Origin of the sequence: Nostoc sp. 'Lobaria pulmonaria (5183) cyanobiont', from assembly GCF_002949795.1 — a bacterium.
In the GTDB taxonomy this organism is placed as follows: Bacteria; Cyanobacteriota; Cyanobacteriia; order Cyanobacteriales; family Nostocaceae; genus Nostoc.
Genome location: NZ_CP026692.1, coordinates 4,517,314 through 4,533,833, shown reverse-complemented (window position 1 = coordinate 4,533,833; position 16,520 = coordinate 4,517,314). Strand labels below are relative to the sequence as shown.

16 protein-coding genes are annotated in these 16,520 nt (G+C 43.9%); 4 read left to right on the top strand and 12 right to left on the bottom strand.

Going from position 1 to position 16,520, the window contains the following annotated elements; all coding sequences use genetic code 11:
* Window positions 1–124: 124 nt before the first annotated feature.
* Window positions 125–775 carry an HD domain-containing protein gene (locus tag NLP_RS19930; protein ID WP_104907904.1) on the top strand — a complete coding sequence of 217 codons (651 nt, stop codon included), beginning with the start codon at window positions 125–127 and terminating at the stop codon, window positions 773–775.
* Between the two features lie 138 nt (window positions 776–913).
* On the opposite strand, the gene NLP_RS19925 is transcribed toward NLP_RS19930, so the two are convergent.
* The 12 genes from NLP_RS19925 to NLP_RS19870 form a co-directional block, all read right to left on the bottom strand.
* The gene (locus NLP_RS19925; RefSeq protein WP_104907903.1) at window positions 914–1,642 is read right to left on the bottom strand and encodes a HEAT repeat domain-containing protein; all 729 of its coding nucleotides are present in this window, start codon (window positions 1,640–1,642) and stop codon (window positions 914–916) included.
* Between the two features lie 170 nt (window positions 1,643–1,812).
* Entirely contained in the window at window positions 1,813–2,658 is an 846-nt protein-coding gene (locus NLP_RS19920; RefSeq protein WP_104907902.1) for a HEAT repeat domain-containing protein, read from the bottom strand.
* Between the two features lie 3 nt (window positions 2,659–2,661).
* Window positions 2,662–2,916 (bottom strand): phycobilisome linker polypeptide, encoded by a 255-nt coding sequence (locus NLP_RS19915; protein WP_104907901.1) that lies wholly within the window; start codon window positions 2,914–2,916, stop codon window positions 2,662–2,664.
* Window positions 2,917–2,991: 75 nt separating this feature from the next.
* Complete coding sequence (locus NLP_RS19910) at window positions 2,992–3,861, bottom strand: phycobilisome linker polypeptide (protein ID WP_104907900.1); 870 nt, start codon at window positions 3,859–3,861, stop codon at window positions 2,992–2,994.
* A gap of 116 nt (window positions 3,862–3,977) precedes the next feature.
* Window positions 3,978–4,790 (bottom strand): phycobilisome linker polypeptide, encoded by an 813-nt coding sequence (locus NLP_RS19905; RefSeq protein ID WP_104907899.1) that lies wholly within the window; start codon window positions 4,788–4,790, stop codon window positions 3,978–3,980.
* Between the two features lie 652 nt (window positions 4,791–5,442).
* On the bottom strand, window positions 5,443–5,934 hold the full coding sequence (gene cpcA / locus NLP_RS19900) for a phycocyanin subunit alpha (protein ID WP_104907898.1): 492 nt from the start codon (window positions 5,932–5,934) through the stop codon (window positions 5,443–5,445).
* Between the two features lie 87 nt (window positions 5,935–6,021).
* Window positions 6,022–6,543 carry a phycocyanin subunit beta gene (locus NLP_RS19895; protein WP_104907897.1) on the bottom strand — a complete coding sequence of 174 codons (522 nt, stop codon included), beginning with the start codon at window positions 6,541–6,543 and terminating at the stop codon, window positions 6,022–6,024.
* Between the two features lie 500 nt (window positions 6,544–7,043).
* On the bottom strand, window positions 7,044–7,499 hold the full coding sequence (locus NLP_RS19890) for an alpha/beta fold hydrolase (protein WP_267894942.1): 456 nt from the start codon (window positions 7,497–7,499) through the stop codon (window positions 7,044–7,046).
* Window positions 7,500–7,514: 15 nt separating this feature from the next.
* Window positions 7,515–7,769 (bottom strand): alpha/beta fold hydrolase, encoded by a 255-nt coding sequence (locus NLP_RS19885; RefSeq protein WP_104907895.1) that lies wholly within the window; start codon window positions 7,767–7,769, stop codon window positions 7,515–7,517.
* Window positions 7,770–7,960: 191 nt separating this feature from the next.
* On the bottom strand, window positions 7,961–8,980 hold the full coding sequence (gene hpnH, locus NLP_RS19880) for an adenosyl-hopene transferase HpnH (protein WP_104907894.1): 1,020 nt from the start codon (window positions 8,978–8,980) through the stop codon (window positions 7,961–7,963).
* A 120-nt stretch (window positions 8,981–9,100) separates the two neighbouring features.
* Window positions 9,101–10,084, bottom strand: a complete 984-nt coding sequence (hpnA, locus tag NLP_RS19875) for a hopanoid-associated sugar epimerase (protein WP_104907893.1) — start codon at window positions 10,082–10,084, stop codon at window positions 9,101–9,103.
* Window positions 10,084–12,795: an efflux RND transporter permease subunit gene (locus tag NLP_RS19870; RefSeq protein ID WP_104907892.1), complete on the bottom strand. Its 2,712-nt coding sequence runs from the start codon at window positions 12,793–12,795 to the stop codon at window positions 10,084–10,086. The genes hpnA and NLP_RS19870 overlap by 1 nt, the downstream gene beginning before the upstream one ends.
* Before the next feature lie 39 nt (window positions 12,796–12,834).
* On the opposite strand from NLP_RS19870, the gene NLP_RS33375 reads away from it, so the two are divergent.
* From NLP_RS33375 to NLP_RS19860, 3 genes are all read left to right on the top strand, one after another.
* Window positions 12,835–12,987 carry a hypothetical protein gene (locus tag NLP_RS33375; RefSeq protein ID WP_158680475.1) on the top strand — a complete coding sequence of 51 codons (153 nt, stop codon included), beginning with the start codon at window positions 12,835–12,837 and terminating at the stop codon, window positions 12,985–12,987.
* A gap of 109 nt (window positions 12,988–13,096) precedes the next feature.
* Complete coding sequence (locus NLP_RS19865) at window positions 13,097–13,786, top strand: 5'-methylthioadenosine/S-adenosylhomocysteine nucleosidase family protein (protein WP_104907891.1); 690 nt, start codon at window positions 13,097–13,099, stop codon at window positions 13,784–13,786.
* Window positions 13,787–14,434: 648 nt separating this feature from the next.
* Window positions 14,435–16,135, top strand: coding sequence for a putative bifunctional diguanylate cyclase/phosphodiesterase (locus NLP_RS19860; RefSeq protein ID WP_104907890.1), 1,701 nt, complete (start codon window positions 14,435–14,437; stop codon window positions 16,133–16,135).
* The last annotated feature ends 385 nt before the right edge of the window (window positions 16,136–16,520 follow it).

Genomic DNA, 16,520 nt, shown 5'->3' with positions numbered 1-16,520 from the left:
GGTGTATTTAAATTCCAATTCTCCTAGCAAAGTTAAGGGGTGAGGTTCTACTTGAAGTCTTCTACTGCTTTTTTATCAGTATGTACTTATTTTTTCCAATACTAAGAATGGGTATACTGCCTCTATGCCTACAGAAAATTTTATGGATATTTTATTTTATAACTGGCAACACACACTCCAACCCTTTGGCGTTGACCAGGTAGCGGCTGAGAAAGCCTTTAATCTCTTGGTTGAAGCTTACTCTACCCCTGGTCGTTATTACCATACACTTAAACACATCGATCGCGTCCTCAGCACAATTCAGATTTTGCAAGGCTACACGAATAACCTAGCTGCTGTTCAACTAGCTGCCTGGTTTCACGATGTAGTGTATGACACTGAAGCTAAAGATAATGAAGAACGAAGTGCAGACTATGCTTTTGAGTTGCTGAGTAATTTGGGTATTCCAGAAAGTACTATAACTACTGTCACCCATCTCATTCTGAACACTAAAGACCACCAAGTTACGGGGAATGACTATGATAGCCAAGTCCTACTTGATGCAGATTTAGCGATTTTGGCTACTAACCCAGTTGATTATCAAGAATACGCCCATGCCATTCGTCAGGAATATGCCTGGGTAGCAGAGGCAGAGTATATCACAGGTCGTCAGCAAGTTTTAGAACGATTTTTACAGCGATCGCGTATTTATTTTACGCCTTTAATGTCAGAGTTCGCCGAACCATCTGCTCGTGGCAATATCCAGGCAGAAATTCAATCTTTATCGCCTGGTTAGTTTTACAAAAACCAAGGTAAGAGGTACACGTCGCACGAGAAAGATTTAAGTCTTGGAAACCTACGGAGTTCTGAAGGCTATCCCCGATGAATTGGGATACCACACACCATACCGCAAGCGCGGTTGGTGTATGGTAATTTACCGTCTGCCACCACCACGATGAGGTATTTCAGACACTTCAGTATCTTCTAGCTTTCTTTTCAGTGCAAATACTTCTTGATGTTGTTGCGGCTGAATTTTTTGCTGGGCAAACTTTACACGGGTGCGAACTCCAAGATCAACATCTGTATCGAGCATTTGCTGAAGTTGATTTGTAATCCGCAATGCTTGATCAGGTAAAGTGACTGCTATGGCGATCGCTAGTGTTTCTAAACTCGTCACTGCTGCATAGCGCACTATCCACTCTGGATCTTGAGAAATTAGTAATAGCGCCTCTACTACCTGAATCTGAACAGATTTCACTTTCTCAGCAGGTAGTTGATGCCAGCGCAAAGTGCCTAATCCTCTGGCAGCTGCCCGCCGCACACTTAAGGAAAAATCGTTTTTTGCTGCCTCTAACAAAGTATCCAGCGCCCTAACATCGCCAATTCCCGCTAAGGCACGAACAGCCCAGGCTCTAGCACTGTAGTTGTAGTCATCAATTAGTTCCAATAGTGATGGTACTGCGACTTCCCCGATCGCAATTAGTCCATCTACTGCCGCCACTGCCGCCCCTGGATTGTTGTAGCCTAAAGCTGCAATCAGAGTGGGAACAGATTCCTCGATCCCAGCTGCCGCTAACTCCTGAACTGCGTCTAATAAGCGATCTGAGGAGTCTGCTTCTTCCACAGCACGGATTAATATTTGGGCAAGATCACTGTTATTCATAATAATTTTTCATGAGTCATTAGGGATCTGCCAATTGTAGCTTAAGTTCTCCGTAGTTCACATAATACATAAACCCCCTAGCCCTGATTTTGCAGTTGGGTTGGGGGTTTATCTGTGGTGAACATTTGGTTTAAACGTATTAATAACAACTAATTCCTGGAAAATTATGACTACAACAGCGAGTCCATCAAATTTATCACTTTAATCGCACCTGCTGAGAAAGTGTTTGTTGCTGTGTGGTTAACTTGATGTTCTAGTAATCCTTTAAGAGAAATTAACTTCAGGCTATTTTCAGCAAGAGTTTCGGCGATCGCATCTGCTGCGGGTAGATAGCCAATCGCTCCCAAATCTGCTAACACTGCTCGACGCAATTGCAATTTATCTCCCGCCAGAGCTTTTACTAACCGTTCTCCATAAACTGGTTCTTGGGTTAATTGATACATGCCTCGTGCGGCAGCATATTGCACCAATTCGATTGGATGCTCTAAAAATGGTTTTACCAAAGCGATGTACTCAGTCGCTCTCAAGGCTCCTAAGGCTTCTAAAATGGCCTCGTAGGGTTGAGATAAATCAGGCTGTTTTGATATCAGCTGCTCTCCTTGCAAACCTACTTGTAATAGCTCGCTCAGAGCGGGAATACAAATCGGATCGCCCAGCATTTCTAAGGATTGTGCCGCTGCTTCCCGGACATAAAAATCTGAGCAGTCTAAACACGCAATTAAAGGTGAGACTGCCTGGCGATCGCCAAGTTTCCCTAAAGCCCTAGCTGCGTTCCGTCGCAGAGGATATCCGCCTTCTGGTGTTCTGTCGGCTTCATCCTCTAACGCTTTAATCAATCCTGTAACCGCAGCTGCTTCACATATCCGAAACCTACCCAACCACCAGGCAGCATAAAAGCGCAGACCTAAATCTGCACTCTCAAGATTAGCGATCGCTTGTTCTACTGTTAAAGATTCACCATCGCCAGAGTTACCTGTCGGTGATAAATCTTCAAATTTCTGCGGACTAGAATTCATTTATCAAGAAGGAGTGCTTTGTTCGCCACTTGTTTGAGGTACAGCGTTCAATGGCTGAATGCTGACTATTTTGCCACCCAAGCGAGTGATTCGCTGCATCTCTTGATTCATCCGGTTCTCAGGTACTGTGAAAAACACAGTAGCACTAGAACGAATCGGATAGTTGGTTTTTTCAGTTTCTTCGGTTTGGCGCAGACCCACTACTTCATACCGAAAGTAGCGACTACTCCTTGATGTACTACTAATTGCTCCAATCATAAAATTAATTCCCAATTCTAAATCGTCATTAGTCGTTTGCCCTTAATAATGACTATTGACTAATGACTATTGACACTAAAGAGGTTTCACACTAGCTATTTTACCACCTTGCTTTAACACTCTCTGGAAGTAACTAGATAGTTCTTCATAAGGTATAACTACCGCTTGATTGACGCGGCGTGTGCTCGGATACCCAGATCCAAAAACACCTGCTACTTCAATGCGGTAAAGTCTGCCTTCTTTACCAAAGGTTCCCGCACCACCAAAAGTACTGCTGGGGGTAACGCCTTTTTCAGAAGCAACGTATGAAAACCCTGAGGAAGCACCAGAGGGAGGAACAACGACGGATGCACTATTGCGACCTAGTTCGCTAGCCAGGCGGGAGTCTTTGCCTTTGAGTTGGGAGGTATCGCTACTGGCATAGCCGCGATAAAGTTGAAATATCCGGGTAAATCCGACAGTTTTTTGTCCTGTTTGGGTTTCAAAGCCGCGATAGTAAGGCACTATATTTTCACCAAAGCTAGATTGATACTCTGGCGAATCAATATAAGAATCAATGTCGGCTTCATATCCCTTGGTTTGATACAAGTCTAAGTGATAGACGACATCAGACTCATCATAAGGGGCACGACCCAACAAATGTTTGTAGTTCAGCTCAATGACGCGAGTTTGGAAGTTGTCGTAGAAAAATTTGGATTTGTACAGTTCTGATTTGGCTAGTTGACGTACAAACTCTTGCACTGTATTTTTTCCATCGCGCAGGATAGATTCAGCACTTGTCAGGCGGTCAGATGCCAATATGTAGTTGTTGCCTAACACCTGACGATAGACGGCAGCAATTACTCTCTCGATGTCTTCTTTGGTTGCATTCGGACGCAATTCCACAGGAGACTGATCGGTAAAAGGCTCTGTTCCCAGACGGGAAGCTGCTGTTGTAATAGCCATTGGTAATTTTCCTTTTGTAATTAATAAATTGGTAAGGGGAGTAGGGAGTCGGGAGTTGAGAGTGGTGAACCCTACTCCCTACTTCCTCCTCCCTACTCCCCGCCCCGATTCCCTATTTATACGGCTGTAATGCTAATAACCTTACTGCCCTTGCGATTCAACTGCTGCAATTTACTAGAAAGTTGCTCGTAGGGTACGATCAATTCCGCAGTTCCGCGCCGTACTACAGCTGAGTTTGGGGAAGCTGCTTGTAACACTCTGATCCGGTATGTTTCGCCGCGACCACCTGTAGAAAGACCTGTTAAGGCTCCGGCGGAGACTGGGTAAATGGGTGAAGCTAGATTCTTAGCTACTTCCCAGGTTAGCCGTCCTTGTTTTTGTCCTTGAGCGCGATCGCTATTGGCATAACCCCGATACAGTTGAAACAGTCGGCTATAGCCAACGTTTTTCTGTCCTACTTGACTTTTAAAGCCTCGATAGTAGGGCACAATATTTTCACCAAAACTCTCTTGATATTCTAATGAGTCAATGTAGGAATTAATCTCAGCTTCGTAACCTTGTGAATTGTAAAGTTCAACATGGTACGAAATCTCTGACTCATCTTCCGGGGCACGCCCTAATAAATGCTTATAATTCAACTCGATAAACCGAGTTTGGGAGTTGGAGTAGAAAAACTTATCCCGATAGAGTTCTGATTGAGCAATGGCTAGCACAAATCCCCGAACGGTGATTTCACCTTGCTGCAACAGTGATTCTGCACTCTCTAGACGCTCTCCTTCTAGTAGATATGCATTACCCAAAACCTGACGGTAAGCCGCCCGGATAACCACTGCCACATCCGCTTCTGTTCTATCTGGACGTAGTTCTACTGGCGCTGAATTTTCAAACGCTCCAATCCCTAATCTTGCTGCTTGTCCCAAAGCTGCCATCTTTAAACCTCCTCAGTTTTAACTGCAAAACTGAAAACTTTTTAGAAAATTTTTTCTAGTCTTTTAACAGTCTTTTTGAAATTGACACTCACCTTACTTTAAGTAAGGTGATTTTTAAGACATCGCTGCCTTAATATCCTGTTTCCACAAGTTCCCAGGCTCACCCTACGGGTTTGGCAGTCCCTGATGGAAGAGAAACCTCCAGACTTTTCTGCCAGACACTGCGCGTAGCTTGCTTCCCCGTAGTGGACGCGGACTTGCTAACGTTGCGCTAGCGTCAAGGAAGAAGATTGCGCTCGCTGCCTCACCACATTTGCCACAAGGGCGTAGTGATATCTCCTTACGTTATTTCGGGCGTATACTTTCCCCCAGTCCGAGGGTAGGTTTTTAAATCTTGTACTGATAAAAATATTGTGCCAATTGACGGTAGCTTAAAATAGGCACTGGGTTGCGAACTTTCCCAAAGTTGTAGCAAGTACCGTGCTACGTCGGTAGCTTTCATCCCTGTTCTAAAGCAAAAAATACAGAACTAGGTTCCTCTTTATCCAGGGTTTTCAGCTAGCTTTTCTTAAAAAACTGCCCGGAGAGGTAAACAACTCATAGAACTTACTTGTCATAAGAGCTGATTTCCTCTCCGGGCTAAAGAAACACTCTAGCTTAGAGTATTGATTACATAGTCGATGTAGGAATTTGCTTCAACACCTGGATCGCCGCTGAGACCGTGGTTAGCCTTGATGTACTTGAGAGCTTCAATGTACCAGCTAGGAGACAGGTCAAAGGTGCGGTTGATTTCAGCCAAGCCAGAAATCAAGAAATCATCCAAGGGGCCTGTACCACCAACAACTAAAGCGTATGTGATAATCCGCAAGTAGTAGCCTACATCACGTACACACTTGCCTTTGCCGCGTGCATCAGCCGCGAAGTTGGGGCCTTGTTGTTGAGTGGTGTAAGGGTACTTGTTATACACCGCTTGAGCTGCACCTTCGGTCAAGCGTTGAGCATTGGCGCTCAATGCTTTTGCTGCTTGTAAGCTAGCTGGCGCTTGGCGGAAGCGACCAAAAGCAACTTGAATTTCAGTGCTGCTGAGATAGCGACCTTGAGAATCAGCCGATGAAATTGCTTCCGTTAGAGGTGTTTTTGACATTTTGCTATTTCCCTTTCACAAACTTTATGGTTGAAATTTTGTTTTGTCCTATGGACAATTATTTAGTCAACATCAGCAATGCTTGGCTTAAGCCACAGCAGCAGCAGCACGATCGAAATAGCTAGCTATTTCAGATGACAGAGCGCTGCAATCTCCTCTGGTGATGTTATTTGGATCGTTGACAATGGCTAGCGAAGCTTGTTTCAGCTTCTGAATACCAACAGCAACTGACGCTCCTGGAGTTCCCAATGCCAAGTAGGTTTCCCGCAATCCATTGAGGGCACGGTCATCTAGCACGCTGGAATCGCCAGCAAAGATAGCGTAGGTGATATAGCGAAGAATGATGTCCAAGTCTCTGATACAAGCAGCTGCACGACGGCTGGTGTAAGCATTACCACCAGGAGTGATCAATTGGGGTTGTTCTGCCCACAAATCACGAGCCGCAGCAGCAACAAGAGCAGATGCATTGCTGGTAATACGGTTAACGGCATCTGTACGCTTGTTACCATCTTTGACCATTTCGCTCAATGCATCCAATTGTGCATCAGAGAGATATTCGCCGCGTGTATCAGCTTGGGAAACTACTTTTGCAAATGCATCTAAAACCATTGCGTTAAATCTCCTAATTTGCTTGGTTAAGAATAAATTGGACTCAAAACTGAATGGTTCAGTTGATTTTTGATGTCAGCACTGCCTGACGAGTTACGAAAGGTTTAAAACAGACATCCAAGAAATAAGTTTACGATCTCCAGGCTTTCAGATTAAAACTTTTGTTAAAAAACTTAAAACTTCTGTGAATGACTGGAAAACCTGATTAAGATGTTGTTTTTTACTTCCAAGTTCTCTTTATACAATGCTGCCGTATCATTATTTATTACAAATTATTGTTATGTTTGTGAAATTTGTTTACATAACTTCATATTTTTGTATCTGTTTTAGTTTACGAGCCGAGCGCTGCTTCCGTGGCAGGGCAACACGTATAGCAGTTATTGTCATTTTGTAGTTATGTATTATGTAAAATTACTCGAATTTATTTTGGAGAAAGGCAATAACGCGCTTGAATGCTTGAGGATTTTGGTAAAGAAAGCCATGACCGCCCTTAAAGAACTCTAAGTACGAACCTGGTATCTGTTTGTGTATCGCTTCAAGATTAGCAGGAGGAGATATGCCATCGTGATGACCGCCGCAGATATAGACAGGAATATGCAGTTGAGAAAGTCGATTGTATGTATCGTGAGCAGCACGGGCCTCAAGCTGGCGAGACGACCAACTTCACGACTTGGTTCGTCTATACCCCCTTGAGAAACTGCTAGTGTCAACTTCACTAATTCCTGAAATTGTGTAGTTCGGCTAGAGAGCCAAGCTTCCTCTTGCCAACGGATATCAGCAATTGTGATTTGCCGATGAGCTAGTTCTTCACTAGGAAGGTTCGCGAGTTCATGTAGTGGATATGACGACCCACCAGCACCGCCACTGCTAGTACAAGCCAAAACAAGACGTTCAACGCGGTGCGGATAGCGCAGTGCCAACTCTTGGGCTACCATACCCCCAAAGGAAATTCCGATGAGATGAGCGCTCTCTCACCCGACTGCATTTAACAAAGAGTCTGTATCGGCGGCGTAATCTGCTATGGTGTAGGGAATATCAGGTTTTGAAGTTTGACCCAGACCGCGCTGATCGTAGGCTAGGATTTCAAAGTGTGGGGCTAGTGGTGAGTCAAAAATAGTTGGCGATCGCTGCAAGTCTCTTCCAGTACCACTAATACAGAGCAGGCGTTGACCTGTGCCACGAATCTCATAATACATTTGCAGGTCACGAATAGATACAAATGGCATGAGTATTTTCCCTGATGATTTTCGGCAAATTTGGCTGAGGGAAGTATCGCAATATCTCTAAATAAGCATCCTCCTTTAACTTTTATCGCATATTGTTGGGCACATTCTAGTGCAATCAGAATCTTTAAAGGGTGCGTAGGCGTAGCCCACCCTAGGCAGCGCACCCTTTAATATGTAGTATTTACTACTTCCTAATTCCTACCAAACACACTGCTAAGGGCACGCGCCATATTTTGTGGTTGCATTGCATCCATTGCGGCGGTGGGTTCGTAGCCGCAGTGAACCATACAATCGGCACACTTGGGATTACCACTCTTCTGGCCGTATTGACTCCAGTCAGTTTGTGCGAGTAATTCTTTAAAGGTAGAGTAATAACCTTCGTTCAGCAGATAGCAAGGTTTTTGCCAACCGAGAACGCTATAACTAGGGCTACCCCAAGGTGTGCATTCGTAGTCCTTCTCGCCAGTGAGAAAATCTAGGAACAACGGATTGTGATTGAAGTTCCAGTTTTTTTCACCACTTTTGTATGGAGCCAGAATTTCTCGGAAGAGGGCGCGGGTTTGTTCGCGGTGGAGAAAATGATCTTGATCTGGTGCCCACTCGTAACTGTAGCCAGGAGAAATCATCATCCCGTCAGTATTTAGTGTTTCCAGAAAGTTGAAGAACTCTTGCACATCTTTAGGTTCAGTACCTTCAAAGATAGTGGTGTTAGTTGTGACACGAAAGCCTTTAGCTTTAGCGGCACGAATGGCTTTGACAGCAATATCAAAAACACCTTTGCGATCAACACACTGATCGTGTAATTCCCGCATTCCATCTAAATGCACGCTGAAAGTGAGATAGGGAGAAGGTTGAAACTTATCCAGGCTCTTTTCTAACAACAAACCATTGGTACACAAGTAAATATATTTCTTGCGCTCAATTAATCCTTGAACAATCTGATCAATTTGGGGATGCAACAGGGGTTCTCCTCCAGGAATGGAGACAACCGGTGCGCCGCACTCTTCCACGGCGGCAAAACACTGTTCTGGGGTGAGATTTTGCTTTAAAATTTCCTTTGGATGTTGGATTTTACCACAACCAGTACAAGCGAGATTACACCGAAAAAGAGGTTCCAACATCAAAACTAGAGGAAAGCGTTTACGTCCTTTCAAACGCTGAGTAACAAGATACTTCCCAATATCTATAGCTTGTTGTAGATTAACTGCCATTGTTGCGATCGCTCCTCTTTTAGATATAAGTACACCACTGGAAAACATAAAACCTTCGTAGGGGTGCAAGGCCTTGCGCCCCTACTGTCTATTGCATCCACACGTAAATCGCTATATTTTTCATTTGACATATCCCTGAGCAACAAACCAATCCACAGCATCTTTAAGTGCGACCTTTAGCGAAGATTGGGGTAGACCCAATTCTCGTACAGCCTTGGCAGCATTGTAATACATCGGTTGTTTCGCCATCCGAACGCCATCCAATGGTACTGAGGGCGATTTACCTAATGGTGCGAGAATCTTTTCATCAACCCAGGCAACACTAAGGGGCAACCAAGTGGGTATTGTTTGTTGAGGTGCGCTCAGACCTGTGATATCGGCGAGTTGTTCGAGTAGTTGCTTGAGACTGAGGTTTTGATGACCTAAGATATAGCGATCGCCTGATTTACCCCGCTGCAAAGCCAGTAAATGCCCCCACGCCACATCTCGCACATCGATAAAATTTAGACCAGTATCCAAATAAAAAGGCATTTGCCGTCGTAAAAACCGTAGTATTATATCACCCGTCGGGGTAGGTTTGATATCCAACGAGCCAATCGGACTGCTGGGATTGACAATAACTACCTCCTGACCTCTAGCAACGGCTTGCATAGCTTCTTGTTCAGCTAGAAACTTAGACTTTTTGTAGTCACCCACCAACTTTTCTAAAGGACTCTGATGTGTTTCATCGACGACTTGACCAGACGATCCTACCCCAATCGCTGCCACTGAACTCGTGTAGACGGTGCGTTCAATGTTAGCCTTACGAGCTGCTGCCAACACATTGCGCGTACCCAGGACATTGTGACGGTGCAGTAACTCCCGGTCTTTTTGCCATAAGGAATAATGGGCTGCGACATGAAATAGGTATTGACAATTAAGCATCTGTTGCCAAAGATTTGGATCGTTCAAATCGCCTTTGACAATTTCCACATCCAGACCGCGTAAATTCTCCAAATTGCTGCTATGGCGTACCAGCACTTTGACTGCATATCCCTGTTGCAGCAACAACCGTGCCAAATGGGCACCAATAAAACCCGTTCCCCCTGTGACAAAAACCTGCATCAACTTCCCCCCTGCTCCCCTGCTCCCCTGCTCCCCCTCTTCTCAAATCGGGGAAACCAATCATCCAAAATGGTGTAGACTACTGGCACAACAATCAAACTGAGGATAGTTGAAGTTACAAGTCCACCAGCGATCGCTACAGCCATAGGCGATCGCAATTCGGAACCAGCACCCAAACCTAAAGCGATCGGTAGCATCCCTAAAATAGTGGAAGCTGTGGTCATCATAATTGGTCTGAGGCGCACTAGTCCGGTATTAAGGATCGCCTCGGTGCGCTCTAAGCCAGCGTTGCGTAACTGATTGATGTAATCTACAAGCAAAATGGCATTTTTATTTGCCAGCCCCAGCAAAAAGACGAAACCGATCAATGAGATCATCCCAAAGTCGCTCTTGGTGATTAGTAGCGCCAACATCGCCCCCACTAGTGCTAAAGGTAAAGATACACCAATAACTAGAGGATCTACCCAGGTTTTGAACAGCAAAATTAGTACCACAACAATACACAGGGCAGATAGAGCTAAAGTACTGCCAAAACTGCTAAAAACTTTACTTTGGTTAGCAGAGTCTCCTCCTAAATTTAAAGAAACATTAGACGGTAACACCGCGTTTGCTTCAGCTACCACTTTGTCGGTGGCATCACCCAAAGACAGATCCTTGCCAAGATTAGCACTGATGTAGGCCACGCGCTGATTATTCAGACGCTCGATCTGAAAAACCGTGCCCTGTGGATTCGTTTCACCTGTAACTGTAACATCAGCGAATCCCGGTAGCCTTTGAATCCTTTCTTTAATTGCTTTGACTGCTTTGCTCAAAGCTTGGAGATTATCACCTTGTAATGCTATTTGCAGGGGTTTTTGACCGCCGGAATCGACAAATTGAATATCTTCAACACTAGTAGTTACCCCAGAAAGAACAGGTAAGGAGGAGCGCAATTGGTCTTGTAATTCCGCAGTTGTGATTGTGCGGTTTTTCTTTAACTTTACATATAGCGTCCCTTTATTTGGTTCACCCTCACGAGAACCAACAGTGGTAAATACCGTTTCAACTGCCGGTGATTTTCTCACAACCTCTTCTAGTTTTTTGGCAACATCTAGAGAATCATTTAAAGGGTTGGGAATTGGAGACTGAAGACTAGAATTTCTTCCCTGCTCCCCTGCTCCCCTGCCCCCCTGCCCCTCTGCGCCACTAGGAATACTCGGCAAAGGAACTGTATAAGCAATATTAAATTCGCCGCGATCGAGTTTGGGAATAAATCCTTTAGGAATTAGTGGAATTAGTGCTATTCCTGCAATGAAACTGAGTGCAGCTAACCCGATAACTATCTTCCGGTGATTTAAAGACCAACTCAGCAAGTTTCTGTAAGATTGGGTAAACGCTACCCAGATTTTTGCTTCCCGACGCGGGGAGAGGGATGATTTAGGTTTCAACCAGTAGATAGCCAGAACTGGAGATAAAGTCCGAGCAACTAGCATAGAAGCAAGCATCGCGGCTGATACAGTGATGCCGAAAGGCTTGAAGAACTGACCGATTACCCCACCCATTAAACCTATGGGTAGAAAAACTGCTACTGCTGTTAAAGTGGCGGCGGTGACTGTCAACCCAATCTCATTTGTAGCTAAAAGCGCTGCTTGGCGAGGAGTTTCCCCATCTTCAACGTGTCGCATGATGTTTTCCACATCGACGATCGCATCATCAACAATGCTACCAATCACCAAAGCTAAAGCCAGCAGGGTGATTGTTTCCAGGTTGAAGCCGAAAATCGCCATGACAATAAATGTCGCCAACAAAGATGTGGGAATCGCCAAGGCAGAAATGAGAGTTGCCCGCCAATTCCATAAAAAAGGAAAAATTACCACTATCGATAACAAGACTGCTTCCAGCAAAGCATCAATTGTTGACTGGGTGGCTTGACGGATATATTCTGCTTGAGTCGCAGCTAAAGTGAGTTTGACATCTTTTAAGGTAGAGCGTAGCCTTTGAACTTCTTTCTCAACCCGACTCACAACTTCCAAGGTATTAGCACTACCGCGTTTTATTACCTGAAATGCGAGTGCATCTTCACCGTTAAATCTAACTAATGTCGCCCCACCTTGGGGGACCGTTGCACTCGCATTCGCTGGATTTACCGGAGGAGTCGCCGTAGCAGCGCCTAGTAGTGAGACTTTTAATATTCCTGGTAGTTTAGCGATCGCACTAACAATCTCATCTTGCGCTAACTTCGTCAAATCTTTGAGATTCCGCGTGGGACTCTCTATGGCATAACTAATGGCGGCTGACTCGTTTAGATTCAGAGGAATAATTTTAGAAGTTCCTCCTTGAGGTAGATTCAACTGCTTCAGGGCAGTTTCAACCTTTTTGGTCGATGTTTCTAAATTCGTCCCAACGGCAAAAGAGAGGCTAACAGCAGTTTGACTAGGATAGGTGGATGAGCGGATATCCTCCAGTCTTTCAAGGGAGCGGAGGCGTTCTTCTAAGGGTTTGGTGAGCTTCGCTTCTGTATCCAGGGCAGTTGTCAGGGGAGCTGTAGCATTTACAACCACCACTGGAAAGGTAATATCTGGAAACAAGGCATACTTAAGGGAACTGAAAGCTAGAACACCAGCTACCGTTACGGCAATCCAAAAACTCACCGTCAGCCACGAAAATTGAATCGCCAATTTGGAAATATTGAAGAGTTCTCGTGCGGATTTGGAGTTATCAAGCTTTACCATCTTGGAAAATTATCGTGTGGATGACACAATTATTTAGTCATGCTACAGCAATCATCTTCGGTTTGCGAATTTTGGTTACTACTAAACGGCAATATTACTTATTATCACTCAGATATGACCCAATCTCTAATGCAAGCAGTAGTTAGTGGTTACGCAGCGACGGTGAGCGATCCTATTTTACAAACTGCGTAGGCGTAGCCCATCGTAGACATCGCTCTCCAAGGTAAAGAAGAATCGCGCCACGCCCGTCTACTCCCAATATTAAATTGACCGTTAAAACTTGAAACTATTGAGATAGCTAGTGTCTAATTTTTTGCCCATCAACACAATTTTGGTACCTCAAGGAGCAGAATATAAAGCTGTGTGTCGCGGATTAAGCGGCATTACTACCTCCATCCCAAGGGTAGTAGCCATACCTGTTGGGATGAAGCCTTTACTCAAATACCTGCAACAAGGAGAATTTCTGACTCCAAAATCCAGAGTGCTGATTATGGGTATATGTGGCAGCTTGAGCGATCGCCATACAGTTGGTGATATTGTGCTGTATCAAGATTGTATTTATCAGGGGAAACTGCAAGAATGCGATCGCACTTTTACAGCACAATTGCACTCTTATCTATCAGAAAAAGTATCTTTGGTCAAGTCACTAACAAGCGATCGCGTAATTTGGTCTGCGCCCGAAAAACGCCGTTTAGGTGAGACTTTGGCGGCTGATGTTGTTGATATGGAAGGATTTACCGCTTTAGAATTTTTCAATGCGGCTGGGATGTCTGTGGGAATCCTGCGAGTAGTCAGCGACGATTGTCAGCATAATATCCCCGATCTGACATCAGCGATTAACTCTGATGGCTCTCTAAACCCTTTTCCGTTAGCGATCACAATGCTTCGACAACCTTTTGCCGCTACTCGGTTGATTCGAGGTTCATTAACAGCATTAAAGGTGTTAGAGCAAGTTACAAATCTGCTTTTTTCAGGCTCTAGCAATAAATAATCTGTTGCGTATTTACAGCAATTTTTAGGTAAATAACCATGCTGTAGGGGCACAGCTTTGCTCATTGGTGTCAACTTAATCTAAAAGTTAGGTTTAGCAAGAGTTCTAGGGTTGCCCTCATCCCCTAACCCCTTCTCCCAACATGGGAGAAGGGGAACTGGAGAATTTGCTCCCCTCTCCCAATTGGGAGAGGGGCTGGGGGTGAGGGCAAAACTCATGCAGTCAGGATATTTCAGCTTAAGTTGACACCAATGAGCAAAGCTCTGCCCTTACAAAATATAGCAATCTTAAATCATTTGTGAAAATATCTTTTTACTCTATTTGCATTCTCTGCGTCTCTGCCGTTAGTTATCAAAAATGATTTTTCATCAATCAAATCGAATTTTTATATATTTTTACTCTGACATCATCTTAATAAAAACTAATAAAAATCAACCTGATATAGGTATTTCTTGTGAAATTGTTTATGGATAAGCTTTACATAAACTTTATCGTTAAACATATAAATAGAAACCTAGATTGGGAAGCATAACATATAACCTTATCAGGGTTGGGTTGCATGAGAGCTAATTGCACTGAATTGTAAATTATAAATACCTTTTTGCCAGAATAGCTCGGAACTAATTTACCAACTATCGAACAGAATTTATGAAGCTCAATCTATACTCGTTTCTAGCTAGTTTTCCATTAATCAAAAAAAGTTACACCGCTAAAATCATGTTGGTGGCATTTTTGGGTACTCACATACCACTTCTAAGCTTACTCTTGAGTTTCGTAATCTCAAACTCCTATTCCTTGGAGATGGCGATTCGAGTTATGCTTATTGCTCTGTCGGCTACCTTAGCGGGTACAGCCGCCACCCTCTACGCACTACACCACCTCCTCAAACCGGTTATTTTGACATCTGCTGCATTGCAAAATTATCTAAACACCAAAACCTTACCTGAATTGCCCACAGAATTTGCTGATGAAGCCGGTACATTGATGGCAGATACTTCACAAACTCTTTACAAATTGGATGAGTTAATTCATTACATCAGTAATTATGACGATCTAACTGGATTGCCCAATCGTGATTTATTTCGCGATAGCCTCCATCAGACTCTATCTCAACCTGAAAATAATCAGCGCTTTGTAGCCGTCTTTTTATTGGGTATTGATGATTTCACTGCTATGAGTCATGGATTAGAGCATGAAACAACAAATTTGTTGTTAAGAGTAGTTGCTCACAGGTTATCACTCTGCATGACACAAACAGATATTCTTACCCATTTGAGTGGAGATGAATTTGCCATTGCCCGTATAGACATTGTTTCTTTTGAAAGTGTGATTAAGCTATCTCAGATACTGTTAAGCACCCTGAGCAAACCCTTTTCTATAAAAGGGAACTTGATTCATATCACCGCCAGCATCGGTATCACAATTAATGGAATAAATGATCCTAATAGCGTAGATCAACTTTTGCAGCAGGCTCATATAGCACTGTACCAGGCGAAGCAACGAGGGCGTAGCAAATACCAATTCTATTCACCGGAAATTAATGCTCAGTTGCAGGAGCGAATAACTTTAGAAAATGAATTACATAGAGCGCTTGATCGCAACGAAATGCTGGTTTATTATCAACCTCTGATTGATTTACACAGTGGACAAATTATAGCTATGGAAGCGTTGGTTCGCTGGCAGCATCCTACATTAGGTTTGGTTTCTCCAACAAAGTTTATTCCCATTGCAGAAGCTAATGGTTTGATCCTACCAATTGGTGAATGGGTCTTGCGAACTGCTTGTGCCCAAAACCGTGCTTGGCAGCTTGCTGGATTTAACTCAATTCGGATATCTGTAAATCTGTCAGCTCGACAGTTTGAACTACCGAATCTAGTTGAGGTCGTCAGTAAAATTCTTGAAAAGACTGGACTCCATGCATCTTACCTAGAATTGGAAGTGACAGAAAGCTTCTTGATGGCTGATATGGAGCGATCGGTTAAAACCTTAAAACAATTACGAGAACTGGGTATATGGTTAGCTCTAGATGACTTCGGTACTGGTTATTCCTCCCTCAACTACTTGAAGCGCTTTCCTGTGAATATGCTCAAGATCGATCGATCATTTGTACAGGATGTCACGTCCAATCCTGATAGTGCTGCCGTCACAAATGCGATTATTGCCCTGGCAAAAAGCCTGCGGTTGAACATCACCGCAGAGGGTGTGGAAACCCAAGAACAGCTTGACTACCTGAAAATGCAGGGATGTGATGAAGGTCAAGGTTACTACTTCAGTTGTCCTGTGCCCGCCGAGCTAATTACCCCGATGTTGCAGAAAATTTCTCAGCAGATGGAGACAATTGCAGCATAAGTGGATGCCTCAGTCAGAAAATACACCCCTGATAAGGTCTTACTTGAATATTTGCTAGAAATGGTTATCAGGGGGCAGGTTAAGGAGGCAGCTATGCTGGAGGAATACCCATAAATAAATATTAGGCTTTCGCCGTGAGCGTCAGGCGAACAGAGATTTAAGAAGGACGCTGTATTTCTTGCACCTACTTAATAAAATACATATTTTTTGTTTTTCATAAATAAATTTAGTTACTTTCAGACGATTTTGCTTCCAGATAAAATTATTTTCTAAAATCTCCTGACTCCTACCTGGTTGTTGAGCGTAGTCGAAACACTGCCTCACTTCTCTTCTTAGGCTGCGCCAACGACAACGCTCAGTGACCACCTGCCTCCTGCTTCCTACC

Coding starts and splice junctions, on each gene's coding strand:
- NLP_RS19930 (WP_104907904.1), top strand. CDS start 125: ATGCCTACAGAAAATTTTATGGATATTTTATTTTATAACTGGCAACAC.
- NLP_RS19925 (WP_104907903.1), bottom strand. CDS start 1,642: ATGAATAACAGTGATCTTGCCCAAATATTAATCCGTGCTGTGGAAGAA.
- NLP_RS19920 (WP_104907902.1), bottom strand. CDS start 2,658: ATGAATTCTAGTCCGCAGAAATTTGAAGATTTATCACCGACAGGTAAC.
- NLP_RS19915 (WP_104907901.1), bottom strand. CDS start 2,916: ATGATTGGAGCAATTAGTAGTACATCAAGGAGTAGTCGCTACTTTCGG.
- NLP_RS19910 (WP_104907900.1), bottom strand. CDS start 3,861: ATGGCTATTACAACAGCAGCTTCCCGTCTGGGAACAGAGCCTTTTACC.
- NLP_RS19905 (WP_104907899.1), bottom strand. CDS start 4,790: ATGGCAGCTTTGGGACAAGCAGCAAGATTAGGGATTGGAGCGTTTGAA.
- cpcA (WP_104907898.1), bottom strand. CDS start 5,934: ATGTCAAAAACACCTCTAACGGAAGCAATTTCATCGGCTGATTCTCAA.
- NLP_RS19895 (WP_104907897.1), bottom strand. CDS start 6,543: ATGGTTTTAGATGCATTTGCAAAAGTAGTTTCCCAAGCTGATACACGC.
- NLP_RS19885 (WP_104907895.1), bottom strand. CDS start 7,769: ATGCCATTTGTATCTATTCGTGACCTGCAAATGTATTATGAGATTCGT.
- hpnH (WP_104907894.1), bottom strand. CDS start 8,980: ATGGCAGTTAATCTACAACAAGCTATAGATATTGGGAAGTATCTTGTT.
- hpnA (WP_104907893.1), bottom strand. CDS start 10,084: ATGCAGGTTTTTGTCACAGGGGGAACGGGTTTTATTGGTGCCCATTTG.
- NLP_RS19870 (WP_104907892.1), bottom strand. CDS start 12,795: ATGGTAAAGCTTGATAACTCCAAATCCGCACGAGAACTCTTCAATATT.
- NLP_RS33375 (WP_158680475.1), top strand. CDS start 12,835: ATGCTACAGCAATCATCTTCGGTTTGCGAATTTTGGTTACTACTAAAC.
- NLP_RS19860 (WP_104907890.1), top strand. CDS start 14,435: ATGAAGCTCAATCTATACTCGTTTCTAGCTAGTTTTCCATTAATCAAA.